The sequence below is a fragment of the Lachnoanaerobaculum umeaense genome (assembly GCF_003589745.1).
Lineage (GTDB): Bacteria > Bacillota > Clostridia > Lachnospirales > Lachnospiraceae > Lachnoanaerobaculum > Lachnoanaerobaculum umeaense.
Map to the genome: position 1 here is coordinate 2,345,929 of NZ_CP032364.1, position 13,864 is coordinate 2,359,792.

16 protein-coding genes are annotated in these 13,864 nt (G+C 36.0%); 1 reads left to right on the forward strand and 15 read right to left on the reverse strand.

Annotated features, from left to right (window positions below):
* Positions 1-21: 21 nt before the first annotated feature.
* From D4A81_RS10960 to D4A81_RS10990, 7 genes are all read right to left on the reverse strand, one after another.
* Entirely contained in the window at positions 22-1,116 is a 1,095-nt protein-coding gene (locus tag D4A81_RS10960) for a glycerol dehydrogenase (protein ID WP_111524008.1), read from the reverse strand.
* 101 nt (positions 1,117-1,217) lie between these two features.
* Complete coding sequence (locus D4A81_RS10965) at positions 1,218-1,376, reverse strand: type II toxin-antitoxin system YoeB family toxin (RefSeq protein WP_330405009.1); 159 nt, start codon at positions 1,374-1,376, stop codon at positions 1,218-1,220.
* Positions 1,377-1,398: 22 nt separating this feature from the next.
* The gene (locus D4A81_RS10970) at positions 1,399-1,518 is read right to left on the reverse strand and encodes a type II toxin-antitoxin system Phd/YefM family antitoxin (RefSeq protein WP_242977553.1); all 120 of its coding nucleotides are present in this window, start codon (positions 1,516-1,518) and stop codon (positions 1,399-1,401) included.
* A 63-nt stretch (positions 1,519-1,581) separates the two neighbouring features.
* Positions 1,582-2,430 (reverse strand): TIGR02452 family protein, encoded by an 849-nt coding sequence (locus D4A81_RS10975; protein WP_111524007.1) that lies wholly within the window; start codon positions 2,428-2,430, stop codon positions 1,582-1,584.
* 130 nt (positions 2,431-2,560) lie between these two features.
* Positions 2,561-3,205 carry a C39 family peptidase gene (locus tag D4A81_RS10980; protein WP_111524006.1) on the reverse strand — a complete coding sequence of 215 codons (645 nt, stop codon included), beginning with the start codon at positions 3,203-3,205 and terminating at the stop codon, positions 2,561-2,563.
* A gap of 98 nt (positions 3,206-3,303) precedes the next feature.
* Positions 3,304-4,344: a GNAT family N-acetyltransferase gene (locus D4A81_RS10985; protein ID WP_111524005.1), complete on the reverse strand. Its 1,041-nt coding sequence runs from the start codon at positions 4,342-4,344 to the stop codon at positions 3,304-3,306.
* 4 nt (positions 4,345-4,348) lie between these two features.
* On the reverse strand, positions 4,349-5,284 hold the full coding sequence (locus tag D4A81_RS10990) for a DUF2156 domain-containing protein (protein ID WP_111524004.1): 936 nt from the start codon (positions 5,282-5,284) through the stop codon (positions 4,349-4,351).
* 128 nt (positions 5,285-5,412) lie between these two features.
* Here D4A81_RS10990 and D4A81_RS10995 point away from each other — a divergent pair, with 128 nt between their 5' ends.
* On the forward strand, positions 5,413-5,685 hold the full coding sequence (locus tag D4A81_RS10995; protein ID WP_111524003.1) for a chorismate mutase: 273 nt from the start codon (positions 5,413-5,415) through the stop codon (positions 5,683-5,685).
* Between the two features lie 49 nt (positions 5,686-5,734).
* Here D4A81_RS10995 and D4A81_RS11000 read toward each other — a convergent pair whose 3' ends face one another.
* The 8 genes from D4A81_RS11000 to bcp all read right to left on the reverse strand — a co-directional run bounded on the left by D4A81_RS11000 (position 5,735) and on the right by bcp (position 13,862).
* Positions 5,735-6,103 (reverse strand): DUF1667 domain-containing protein, encoded by a 369-nt coding sequence (locus D4A81_RS11000; RefSeq protein ID WP_111524002.1) that lies wholly within the window; start codon positions 6,101-6,103, stop codon positions 5,735-5,737.
* 1 nt (position 6,104) lies between these two features.
* On the reverse strand, positions 6,105-7,361 hold the full coding sequence (locus D4A81_RS11005; RefSeq protein WP_111524001.1) for an NAD(P)/FAD-dependent oxidoreductase: 1,257 nt from the start codon (positions 7,359-7,361) through the stop codon (positions 6,105-6,107).
* A 9-nt stretch (positions 7,362-7,370) separates the two neighbouring features.
* On the reverse strand, positions 7,371-8,810 hold the full coding sequence (locus tag D4A81_RS11010) for an NAD(P)/FAD-dependent oxidoreductase (RefSeq protein WP_111524000.1): 1,440 nt from the start codon (positions 8,808-8,810) through the stop codon (positions 7,371-7,373).
* The gene (gene glpK, locus D4A81_RS11015) at positions 8,807-10,309 is read right to left on the reverse strand and encodes a glycerol kinase GlpK (protein WP_111523999.1); all 1,503 of its coding nucleotides are present in this window, start codon (positions 10,307-10,309) and stop codon (positions 8,807-8,809) included. Before glpK ends, D4A81_RS11010 begins: the two co-directional genes overlap by 4 nt.
* A 335-nt stretch (positions 10,310-10,644) precedes the next feature.
* Complete coding sequence (locus tag D4A81_RS11020; protein WP_111523998.1) at positions 10,645-12,108, reverse strand: Y-family DNA polymerase; 1,464 nt, start codon at positions 12,106-12,108, stop codon at positions 10,645-10,647.
* Between the two features lies 1 nt (position 12,109).
* On the reverse strand, positions 12,110-12,652 hold the full coding sequence (locus tag D4A81_RS11025) for a prolyl-tRNA synthetase associated domain-containing protein (protein ID WP_111523997.1): 543 nt from the start codon (positions 12,650-12,652) through the stop codon (positions 12,110-12,112).
* 14 nt (positions 12,653-12,666) lie between these two features.
* Positions 12,667-13,410: a peroxide stress protein YaaA gene (yaaA, locus tag D4A81_RS11030; RefSeq protein ID WP_111523996.1), complete on the reverse strand. Its 744-nt coding sequence runs from the start codon at positions 13,408-13,410 to the stop codon at positions 12,667-12,669.
* Entirely contained in the window at positions 13,407-13,862 is a 456-nt protein-coding gene (gene bcp / locus D4A81_RS11035; protein ID WP_111523995.1) for a thioredoxin-dependent thiol peroxidase, read from the reverse strand. Before bcp ends, yaaA begins: the two co-directional genes overlap by 4 nt.
* Positions 13,863-13,864: the final 2 nt, after the last annotated feature.

The window sequence follows — 13,864 nt, forward strand, 5'->3', positions numbered from 1 at the left end:
GCCACTTATCCATTAAATAGATTACTTGCCAAGTCTTGCCTTACCTAAAGCATCTGTAGCTATAATAGCCGCATACAACTCATAAGGTGTTACGTCTCCGGCAAGGTTATGTATTGTTTCTCCCTTTACGCAGGCATTCTTTGCTATAGTATGAAGATCCTCATCTGTAAAATCTCCAAGCTCTGCAAGTGTAATAGGCAGTCCTACTTCAAGACAGAAATTCTGTATATCCTCAAACTCGGCCTTATCGGCACACTCAAGTGTAAGCTGTATCAAAGTACCGAATGCTACACAATTACCATGATATGCCTCATGTCCGCCAAGTGAAGTAACTCCGTTGTAGAATGAATGAGGAGCCGCACAGTTTACATTATCTGCTCCTACACCTGATAGGTAAACTGTAGCCTCGATGATTGCATCCAAAGCCGGAGTAACAACATTATTCTCACAGGCGGTTATAGCCGCTTTTCCATATTTTCTTAAGGTATCATAGCAAGCCCTTGCAATCGCCATACCGGCTCTTGTGATACCGCCACTCTCCAAACTTGGTGACTCTGTACGAAGTGAAGCTCTTCCTTCAAAGTATGTTCCGAGAGCGTCTCCCATTCCTGCAATCAAAAACTTTACAGGTGCTTTAGCTATAACACTGCTGTCTACAAGTACCGCATCCGGATTTTGCGGATAGAATAAATATTTATTAAAGCTTCCGTCATCATTATATATAACTGAAAGTCCTGTACAAGGTGCATCTGTAGCTGCAACTGTAGGTATTATAACTATTCTCTTACCCATGTAGTATGCTGTTGCCTTAGCCGCATCCACTGCTGAACCGCCGCCTACCGCAACAACAACATCAATCTTATCAGCCTCAACAATGTCCTGCATTTTCTTTATCTCGCTGATACTTGACATTCCTCCGAAGACTTCATATCTGCGATAATCATCTTCTCCTTCAAAACTCTTTTCCAAATCTTCATGGCAGCTGTTGTAACCGCTATTCGAACAGACAAACAACCATCTCTTTCCCATATACTCCATTTCCTTACGGAACTGAAGCAAAGCTCCTTTTCCCTGTACATACTTGAGTGGTGCACGCATCATTCTTAAACGTTTCATAACAAAACCTCCATTAAAACCGTCAAGCTTTGAAACTATGTCAAAACTTTAACATATATTGTTAAGGACTATTGTAGCACAAAGATTATATTTTTCAATTATTATTTTATTCCCTCATAATGCGTCCACATGTGTGCTACTTTTACCACACCTTCATACGCTATACCATTCTCTATAATCTCATCACTATAAACTTCATATACTAATCTGTGCTGAATATTTATACGCCTTGAATAAAACCCGGTAAGACTTCCAACCAAACTCTCATATGGTGGTGGAGTTTTAAACGGATCTTCGCAAATGATATTTATTTGTTATAATTATCGGCTGCGAATATTCATTAACATCTGAAACAATTTGGTAAAGATTCGCTCTTGCCTTTGTTATACTAATTGCAGTCATAATATTATCTCCTTACAAAGAAAGTATAACGTACTTTTTTACGTACGTTAATTGCAGGTATTTTTATTCATTATAAACTTTGCTGTCTTCACCACCTCCCAATATTTCTTTAAACTTTCTATAATTATACTCGCTGTTACCTCTTCCATAAACAGCAAATATAATTTTATCAAACAGCTTCCACATATTCTCTTCTATCAGCAAATCTTTAAAGTATCCCGCCACATCTTTGGCATCATGTCCGAATGCTCCACAGCCCCACGCTCCCAATGTAATTGTTCTATATCCGAATCTTGCCGCACAGTAAAGATATTGCCTGAGCCTTTTCTTCATTACCTTATCAAGAACCTCTTTTGACTGTCCATATGCTCTGTCAAACAAATTCGGTGCAGGAATAGTCATAACAGCTGTGGTATAAGGTTTAGAAATAAATTCTAAATCTATATTCCTAAATACATCTACTACAGGTGACAGAAGCATATAATCGGAATCAAATGCCGTTCCAAATTTAAAATTATACTTATACATCTTAGAAGCTTTGGATGAACTTATAGATTCGTACAAAGTACTCTGCCTACATAAACACTCTTCCTGTGCACAAGCCCCGTTCTTATAGCCACCTCCCGGATGATATGCATTGGCAAAATTCATTACTAAATCGGAAAGATATTCAAAGCTGTCTGCGTTTACAACAGAAATTTCACATTTTGAAGAGTACTTAAACCCTTTGGCAAAAAATTTGCCCTTATCCTCCACAATGTCTTTAATAGCATTAGGTGAGAGTACCACCACATTCCTATGCTTCTCCAAATCATGCGGCAATTTTATAAACTTACCGTCATTATAAAATCCGTTGTTCTTTAAAATCCCCTTATTCTCTTCATATACCACAATATTAGCTAATCTGGACATAATTACCTCCGTTAATATATTTACTGTAATTATCATATCAGACATGCTGTACATCTTTTCGGACTTTGGTAGTGATTTTAAAGAATTTAAAAAAGACAGCTGATCACTAAATCAGCTGCCTGTAAGTCTATTATATAAAGTACTCTATAGTCTTCTCCGGAGTCTTTTCTGTCTTCTCATTATAAAGTATTACAGCCTCACGGTTTTCAAAGTTTCCAAGAGCATAGAGTACATCACCCTCCCTGTTAAAATAGCCAAAAGGCACAACACGATTATATTTCAGAGGCTGATCAAGTACCAACTCCACATCACCTTCCGGTATAAACTGTGACCAGTGCTCATCCGTAAACTCATCCTCATAGTAAGGATCAAACATATAAATATTTTTATCATCCGCACCTGTAAGCAGCGCATAATGCTGTACATCATAAAAGAGCCTTACTACCACCGCACCACCTCTATTAAGTGCATCATTTATACGGCTTGTTTCACCGATGAAAACCTGTTCACCTGTAATATATTCACATATTACATTGAGCTGTCTTATTTCTCTGAATCTGTTCAGCCAATTACTAAGAAACATCATTGCCATATGAGATGTTCCGCTCTTACCGGGATGTCCCTCATTACTGTAGCAATCAAGTGTGTAAAGCATAATGTTTCTAATAACTTCCGGCGGAATATCTTCCCTTTCAAATAGAAAGCTCAGCGCATTAAGCATTGAAGTCGGCCCGCAATCATATTCAGATAATTGATAATGTAATGGATTTTTCATTCTACACCCTTCTTTCTATCTGCATATAGTATAAAGCTCCAATATATTACAAGCAAACTTATAATCTCCTCTTACAAGCTTTTATGCATCAACGCTTATTATACAAGTTCATTTATAAATATTCCACTGATTTTATTTATAGAATCTAATGTTTTTTTTGCAGTACTTTTATCCAAAAAGTTTATAAGACTGCATTTTACATCACTTACATATCCGAATATCCATCCGGTAAAGTCTATTATATCAAACTCCACAAAACCCTTGTCCCCTATATCTGAAATCCTTGAAACACTTGAACATCTCTCATCCATCTCAATTCTAAAATATCCGTTTTGTGACCCTATGATATTGTCATTAATTTTTATAATGATATCTATAGGCTCCTTAGCTCTGAAATTTGACAAAAGCTCTACTATATCAGTGATTCTGACCATAATATTTTCCTTGCCAAACTTCCTCTTTACAAACTTTGATGACACTATTCTTTCCTTTAGCTCAAGCTTTTTACCCCAAAAAGATTCATACGCTACTATATCATTTTCATCACTGTATATATTTATAAATCCGTCCTCGGAAGCAATCTCCCTTAACTCTCTTATAAAATAATGCTCATCTCTATAGGTATATACATCATTCTCCTTTGAAACTTCATTATTTATAAAGTCTAATATCCTATCAATAAACTCCTTTTCTATCCCATCCTCTTTTATTACCTGTTTATTAAAACCCGAAAAATTTTCAATATACTCATTTTTATCCGCTACAAAGGCAAAATCAAAAGGCAAATAATAGTCCTTATTTGCAGGTATCAAATATGTAAAAGGAATGCCTTCCACATTCATATCGCAAAGTGCTTTATTTAAAAGACTTCTCATATAGCCCTGTCGTTTAAATTCCTTTCCGGTCGCCACAGCAACTATATAATCCAGATTATAAATTTTATTAAAAACCGATATTTTATAAGGATTTAGCATAATCATAGACCTTACACTCTCACCCTCTATATCTGCCAAGATCCTGTTATCTTTAAGCTTTTCCTCATAATAATAATTTACAAAGCTGTCGGAATCTTCAAAAAAAGCCTCCTTATACAGAGGCTTTGTAAATATCTTTTCTTTTTGATTCAAATATTTTATCATAATATTACCTTATTTGCTCAACATAGTACTTTCTCGCATAATCCACCGGATAATAACTCTGCTTTGCATGTCTAAGTCCCTCAAGTCCCAGATCGTCCTCACGATTTACAAGACTTACACGCGGGAATTCATGTACCAAAAACTCCTTATTAATTGCCTGATAAAGACCTGTGATTTCAGGATTGGCCTTTTCAATATGTATCACAGCCATATCCTCCAAAGCATTGTAGCTGCCTATCGAAAAAGCTTCCATTTTGCCGTCAATATATATTGCTCCCATTCTGATATTCAATCTAGTACAATTAAGCAAAATATCATGTATTCCATCTACCTCAGGATCCAGATGTTGTTCAACCTCTTCTCCCTTTTGCTCTCTCCACTTATCCAAAAACTTGAATACATCATCTCTATCTGTAGGATCACATCCAAGTACCCTATATTCATATCTATCACCATAATTCTTTATAAAATTATTGTAGTGGTTTTTCTTTTTGTGAAGCTTCTTTCCTGAAAGAGTTCTAAGCTTCTCTCCCTCATACAGATAGTCCTTCGCATCTTCCTCCAACCTTACAACAAATTTATCCTCCGGCAAATTCAATGCTTTTATTCCTTCCTCATCCGCCAGATGTATCTTTAATGGTAAATTCAATACCTCATTAAAATACTCAACTATCAAGCCGAAGCAATACTCAAGGTCCTCTTCCTTACAAAGCGGCATAGCTGAAAAAGGTCTGTCCTCATCCCCCATAAGCCATAGAAGTCCAACTTCCTCATCATCTCTTATCGCAATGGCTGCTCTTACATTATAATATTCTTTCCATATAAAACTCTCAAGCTCTACACTGTCACATGTTCTATTATGCCTAAGTCCATAAAATTTAGCATACTTTGGTATATCATTTGCTTCTAATTGTTTAAAATTTAATTTTTTATAGTCCATAATCTAATTATATTTATTTTTGCCTTTTTGTCAAATAAAAATCCTGTGGAAAATTAAAATCTTATATTTACTTTTATTATCAAATAGGTCAAAATATATTTAGTTAAAGCTTTATTTAAGGAGTACTTATGAACGAATTAGAAAACCTGCGTGAAAGAATTGATACCATAGACAAAGAATTGATTGCCCTTTTCGAAGAAAGAATGGATATTGTATCTGATATTGCAAATTACAAAATAAAAAATAATCTCCCTGTCCTAAATCAAAATAGGGAGGATGTTATAGTATCAAAGGTGAGAGCAACTGTCAAAAATAAGGACTACTCTAACAGTGCCACCACCTTTATCAAAGAAATTATGGAAATCAGCAAAAAATACCAGCAAAAACTTATTTCAGAATAAAGTAAAAGGTCTTAAGTAAATAACCCTCCATACTTAAGACTCTTTGATTTTATCCAATCTTTCTTATATCTCTTGTGGCAATAATATCAGATTCAGTACCCGCCACATTTTTAATCAACACATCTCCGATGCTTATAGGTGCCAATACCTCCACATTCTTTAATGCCCTCATCACATCCATTACCTTATCCTTCTTCACATCCATAGAAGTCTTACAAGATACCTGTGATATTTCACCACCTTTTACTCTGACTGTGCTTGTCACAGTTCTGACAGGGTCTATTACCTCTTTTTTTGCATAAGTCTCTCCTCGTTTACATGTATTACCCCTTACGCTCAATACTTCATTATTTTCAACATCAACCTCAAGTCTACACCCCATAGGACATCTTATGCATGTCAATATCTTTTCTTCCATACTAACTCTCCTCCAAAGTAACCAAAATAGAACTTGCATTTATCAAATCAGATTTCTTCAAAACCAAAGATTCCATTTCTCCCGGGGCTAAGATCTGACGCTTTTTATGAATTATCCTCTTGCCATCAATGTATATACTCTCATACATATCCTTATATATATTTCCAACTCTAAAGCGAATTACTGTTTCTTCTTCTACATTTTCAGTATTAATAATTTCAGGCACTGTATAACGCACTCCATTTGAAGTTCCTATCTTAACAGCATTTTTCTTATCTGTGTTTATAGATCCCTTTATATATTTTACAGCATGAAAGCCTGCTGCTCTTGCCTCCTCCGATACATAGTCCACCAAATCATGTACATGAAGAACATTTCCACATGCAAATATTCCACGAATAGAAGTCTCAAAAGACTCATTTACTACAGGACCATTGGTAATACTGCTTATATCAACACCTACAGACTTACTTATCTCATTTTCCGGAATCAATCCAACAGATAATAAAAGTGTGTCACAAGAATAATACTCTTCACTTCCTGCAACAGGTGTCATATTCTCATCTACTTTTGCAAGTACCACACCCTCTACCCTTTCCTTACCCTCTATCTTAACTACAGTATGGCTAAGTTTTAAAGGAATGTCAAAATCATCAAGGCATTGTACAATATTTCTTTTTAATCCACCGGAGTATGGCATAATCTCTGCTACCACCTTTACTTTTGCACCCTCCAGAGTCATCCTCCTTGCCATGATAAGTCCAATATCTCCTGAGCCTAATATCACTACTTCTCTACCCGGCATAAAACCATCTATATTTACAAGCCTTTGTGCTGTTCCTGCCGAATATATTCCTGCCGGTCTAAACCCTGGAATATTCAATGCTCCTCTTGGCCTCTCTCTACAGCCCATTGCCAAAATAATTGCCTTCGCCCTTATATTCACCAGTCCATCATCACTATTCATATAACTGACAATCTTATCCTCTGTAATATCCAAAACCATTGTATTTAACTTATATTCTATATTCAGACTTTTGACCTTTTCTATAAATCTTGCAGCATATTCCGGACCGGTAAGCTCCTCCTTAAAAGTGTGCAATCCGAATCCATTATGTATACATTGATTTAATATTCCTCCAAGCTCTCTGTCTCTTTCAATTATTAAAACAGAATCAACTCCGTTTTCCTTCACAGAAGCACCTGCAGCCAATCCTGCCGGTCCACCTCCAATTATTACCACATCATATTCTCTCATCATCAACTCCTATAAGCTTTCCTTATCTATTCCTCTAATAAATGTAGAATTGCCACCGCATTTACTTATTTGTGACTGAGGTAATTTCAGCTCTCTTGACAGGATCTCCATACTTTTTGGAGTACAAAATCCTGCCTGACATCTACCTGCACCTGCTCTGGTCCTTCTCTTTATACCGTCCAATGATTTTGCACCCAAAGGTCTGTTTATAGCATCAATTATTTCTCCCTCACTTACCATTTCACATCGGCATACTATATTACCATAAGTAGGATTTTCCTTTATAAGCTTATTTCTATCCTCAATACTTAGATGATTTGGATTTAAAATACCTTTTCTATTTTCAACAAAGTTATTATTAATCTGAGGTGACAATATTGATCTAACAATATCTGCCACTTTAATACCTATAGCCGGGGCACTTGTAAGCCCCGGAGATTCTATGCCGGCACAATCAATAAATCCCGGTGCATCATCTACCTGCTCCACTATAAAGTCTCCACCGTCTTCATGTGCTCTAAGTCCGGCAAATGAAGTAATCACCTGCTTCATAGGAAGATTTTTTACATTTCTGTTTGCCTTTTGTATAAGCTCCCTTATCTCCGTTGCAGTAGTCTCTGTACCTTCTCTATCAAGAATGTCATTTGCTGTAGGCCCTACCAAAAGATTCCCATCCACAGTAGGTGTTACCAAAACGCCCTTGCCGTATACCTCATCAGGCAGTGAAAAACAGGTCGATTTCACATGGTTTCCTACAGATTTATCAAGTAAACAATATGCACCTCTTCTTGGAGTAATATTTATCTTTTTTTCGCTTACCATATTGTGGAATATATCTGCATATACTCCGGCAGCATTTATAACTATTTTTGACTGTATATTACCCTTTGAAGTCTCCAGCTCATAAAAATCATCTTTTTTATTTATGTTTTTCACTTCACAGTCAAATATGAAATCAACACCATTTGCAGCTGCATTCTCAGCCATTGCAATATTCAAATCAAACGGACATATTATTCCTGAACTTGGTGCATAGAGAGCAGCCACAGCTTCATCACTTATATTTGGCTCCAATTCTCTAAGTTCTTGTTGATATATTATTTTCAATCCCTTTACACCGTTTGAAATGCCACGTGCTTTAAGCTCTTCAAGCTTATCAATGTCATTACTGCTATAGCATGCTACTACAGCTCCATTTCTTTGAAACTTTATATCAAGTTCATTACAAAGCTCTTCCATCATTTCATTTCCCTTGACATTTAACTCTGCCATCAGCGTTCCAACTTTTGCATCAAATCCGGCATGCACTATAGCACTGTTTGCCTTAGAAGTTCCACAACATACATCTTCTTCCTTTTCCACTACCAGTACATCAAGCTTATACTTGCTAAGTTCCCTAGCACAAGCTGTTCCTGATACTCCTGCCCCTATAATAATGATGTCTCTCATTTTTCCTCTTCCTTTGCCCATCCAAAGGCATATTTCACTGCCTTTTTCCACAATCTAATCTTCTCAATTCTAACTTCCTCACAGAGATTTGGTTTAAATACTCTGTCAATATCTCTACTTCCTCTGACATCCTCCAAACTATTCCAAAAGCCTACTGCAAGACCTGCTAAATAAGCTACCCCCAGAGCAGTAGTCTCCACACATTTAGGTCGCTGTACCGGTACATTACATAAATCTGCCTGTGCCTGCATTAAAAAGTTATTTACACTGGCACCACCATCCACATTCAATATACTTAATACTATACCTGAATCTTTCTCCATTACATCAAGTACATCTCTAACCTGATATGCCATAGACTCTAATGTAGCTCTTATTATATGATATTTATTAACACCTCTGGTAATACCTACAATAGTACCTCTGGCATATTGATCCCAGTATGGTGCTCCAAGTCCTGTAAAGGCAGGTACTACATAGCAACCATTTGTATCCTCAACTTTCATTGCCATATATTCCGAGTCTACTGATGAATCAATCAAACGCATCTCATCCCTTAGCCATTGTATAGAAGCACCTGCGACAAATACTGAACCCTCAAGTGCATAATTTATCTTTCCATTAAGTCCCCAAGCAATAGTCGTCACCAATCCATTATCAGATTTCACAGGCTTTTCACCGGTATTCATAAGTAAAAAACATCCTGTACCATAGGTACTCTTTGCTTCTCCCATTTCAAAACAGTTCTGCCCAAACAGTGCCGCCTGTTGATCTCCTGCTACACCTGCAATAGGAATACTATGTCCAAAAAATGATGAATCCGATTCCCCATAAACACATGAAGACTCCTCTACCTTTGGCAACATTGACTTTGGAATATCAAACAAATCAAGTATCTCTTCATCCCATTCCAATGTATGTATATTAAAAAGCATAGTTCTTGAAGCATTTGAATAGTCTGTCACATGTACCTTGCCATTTGTAAGCTTCCAAATCAACCATGTATCAACTGTACCAAAGAGCAGCTTACCCTCTTTAGCCTTTTCTCTCGCACCTTCCACATTGTCAAGAATCCACTTTATCTTAGTTCCTGAAAAATATGCATCCAACAATAATCCGGTCTTTTCACGAATCATATCTGAATATCCGCTATTTTTTAATTCATTACAATAATCTGCAGTCCTTCTACACTGCCATACTATTGCCCTGTACACCGGAGCACCTGTTTCCTTATCCCAAACTATAGTCGTTTCTCTTTGATTTGTAATACCTATTCCTGCAATATCCAAAGCTGATATTCCAAGCTTTGCCATAGCTTCTACAGCTACACTGAGCTGTGTAGACCATATTGCATCTGCATTATGTTCTACCCACCCCGGCTTTGGATAATGCTGCGTAAACTCCTTTTGTGCCACCTCACATATCTCACCGCTGCGATTAAAAATTATACATCTGTTGCTGGTCGTTCCGGCATCAAAGGCCATAATATATTCAGCCATATTCTTCTCCCTTTAAATTAATCTTATCTTTTTAACGGTTCTCTTCTGCTCAAGTCTAAAGACATACTTTTTTTCTATAGTATCCCCTACAACTCTCAAAAATTCTTCATCTTTAAAAATACAAGTCTCTCTATATGTATAAAGTCACATACATTCTCTTATTTTTCTATGTATATTGTATAAATATTTACGACATACTTCAATGTTTTTATTAAGACTTTGGTGTCTAACATTATTTTTATATATTAAAAGGACTCCTATGATTCTTTGTCATAGGAGCTATAAAAACTTACTTACTGCTCTTTATGGTTATATTTTTTTGATATTTTTCAACCTTACTCCTTATGTCCACCTATCTGCCTGTTTCTATCTAACATCGTACCTTCTTCTTTCAGGTTTAATCCTTTAAATATTGCATTGCTTCCAAACTTATTTTTTAACTTTAAAACAGCTTTCATTCTGCTATTCTCTTTTTCAAGGTTATTTCTTTCCAAAAGATTTCCTATATAGCCGGAATTGCTTTTATTGCCTATATCACTGGCAACTATTGTAAGTCTCCTAAACAACAATATAGGATTTGCCAATCTCTCAAACAGTTCCTCGCTTTTTTTACAGATTTCCTTAGAGGAATTTGTATATGATAAAAGATTTATTAAACCATGTTCTCCCTCCGGTATACTTCTTCCATAAAAATCTTTTGTGATATTTCCCATGTATTTTTTTGCTACATCCGGATCTGAAAGGCTGTCAATATCATATCCAAGGCTCAAAGTAATTTGTCTTGTAGCAAGATCTTTTTCAAGCAGTGAAAATGAGAGTCTCTCAGCCATCTCAATAACTATTGTCCTAACTTCATCATAACTGTAAGGTCTTAGCAGTACCTGTCCTTCACTTATGCTTTTCTTTTCCGGAGTATATGACTTTATATCCTTGATATCTGTACTATCAATTCCCCAAGCATGTTCTATCAAGAAACTGGCATTCTTTCCAAACAACTTATACAAAAGATCCATTCCCTCATTGGTACGATTCTTTTTTAAGCTCTCTCTGGCTATATCTCCCATTGTATATATGCCATACTTTGCCAAAGACTTGCTATATCCTCGACCTATTCTCCAAAAATCTGTAATAGGCGTATGACTCCAAAGCTTTTCTCTATAAGATTTTACAGTCAACTCCCCTATCCTAGCTCCATGCTCATTTGGTTTGGCTTTCTTTGCCATAATATCCATAGCTATCTTGGCTAAGTACATATTTTCTCCAATGCCTGCACTTGCTATTATTCCCGTGGTATCAAAGACATCTTTTACCATTTTCTCTACAAAATCTACCGAATTATCACCTATATAACCTGTAATATCTATAAATACCTCATCCACTGAATAGACATATATATCATCTACAGAAACATATTTTAGATAAACACTAATGATTCTTGCACTGTATTCCATATACTTTTTCATTCTTGGAACAGCCACTACCATATCCACTTCAAGCTTTGCATTTGCTTTCAGCTCTGAAAGTAAATAGGATTTTCCTTCCATTTTCCCAACAAGCTTTTGCCTTCTATTGTTTATCTCCTGTAATCTTTTTATAACCTCAAAAAGTCTCGGTCGTCCAGGTACCCCAAAGTTTTTTAATGCAGGACTCACTGCCAAACAAATAGTTTTTGTTGTTCTACTCTCATCAGCCACTACCAGATTTGCATCCATCGGATCAAGATTTCTTTCTCTACACTCCACTGAGGCATAGAAGGATTTTAAATCTATTGCAACAAATGTCTTTTTCTTATTATTCATTTCAATTATCTATTATTTTGGCTTCTTTTCCCAATGCCGGTATTATTCTGTTCAAAAAATCTGTTGTGCTTATTTTCAATGTAGAGGTATTCTCACATGGATGGCATCTAATAAAATCAGCCTTTATCACATCTCTATCTATTACCAAATCTACCCTATTGTTTTTATCATTTAAAAGTCCAAGTACACTTACAGAGCCGGGTGTCACATCCAAAAATTCTTTCAAATAATTTTCTTTTGCAAAGGAGAGTCTGGACATATCAAGCTTCTTTGAAATATCTTTTGTAACATATTTTTTATCTCCCGGCATCATAAAAAGGAAGAATTTTGTTTCCTGCCTATTACAAAGTACTATATTCTTACAAATTTTTACACCAAGTGCCCCCTCTATTTCCTTACATTTCTCCATATCTGAAGCTTCATCATGGTCCACTACCTCATATTCCACACCTAAACTGTCCAAAAACTCATAGCATCTTTTTTCTTTGTCCTGTCTTTTTTCCACATCAACAGGTCTTCCCTTATATGGCTTTGAAATATACATAAAATATTCTAACCTTACCCTAATACAAATACATATCTATTATCATTTGACAGACCCTTATCAAATACAAATCCTAATCTATCAAATTTTTTTATTTCTTCTTCATTTTGAATATCATTGGATGCTAAAAAATTTACCATCTCTCCCCTTGCCATTTTCGCCAAGGTGGCTTTCTGTACTATTTTCCCATCCTTTTTCTCAGCAAAAACACAGGTGATAAATTTGTCTTCTTTTGAAAGATAGCTTTCTATGATTTTTGAATATTCTTTTGAAGCCAGATTTATCACCACTTCTCCGGTTTCAAAAAGCTTTCTATATATTTTGTCTCCCCAAAACTCATATAGATTTTTGCAATCTCCAATCTCAAGCTTTGCCTGCATTTCAAGTCTATATGGACTCACCACATCAAAGGTTCTAAGTATACCGAAAAAACCTGAAAGTATATATAGATTCTCTCTTATATATTCAAGTGAAGAAGACTCCATTACATTTACAGCCATATATTGATATTGTATGCCCTGATATGAAAATATTGCAGGGGAAAGATTCCCCTGCAAATTCATATTTTTAAATCTGTCAAAATTTTCGTTCGCAATCTTATCATTGCATTTCCAAATTTCTTTCATCTCTTCATAGGACTTCTGTCTTATCTCATCTAAAAGCATCCGACTGTAATCAATATATGTAGGTATACTGTTGCCAATATAGCTGTCCGTATTTTCTATCATAGTCTTGGCAGGTGATACTACTATTTTCATCCCAAAATCTCCAACATCTCAGCAGGATTTTTAGCAGCTTTCACCTTATCCATCGCCTCTATAATGATTCCCTTTTCATCTATAAGGTATGTGGTTCTCACTACTCCCATAGATGTTTTTCCGTAAAGTTTTTTCTCATGCCATACATCATAAGCCTGTATCACATCAAGTTCAGGATTGGAAAGCAGTGTAAAAGGCAATGAATACTTATCTTTGAATTTCTTATGTGAAGCCACACTGTCCTTACTGATACCTATTACCTCCACTCCTTTCTCGCTAAACTGCGGGTAAAGCTCACCAAAACCGCATGCTTGACTTGTGCATCCTGGAGTATTATCTTTAGGGTAAAAATATAGTATCAACTTCTTGCCCTCATAATCTGAAAGGTTTCTAATTGTTCCATTCTCATCCGGAAGTGAAAACTTCGGTGCTTTTGTGCCTATCTGTAACATAA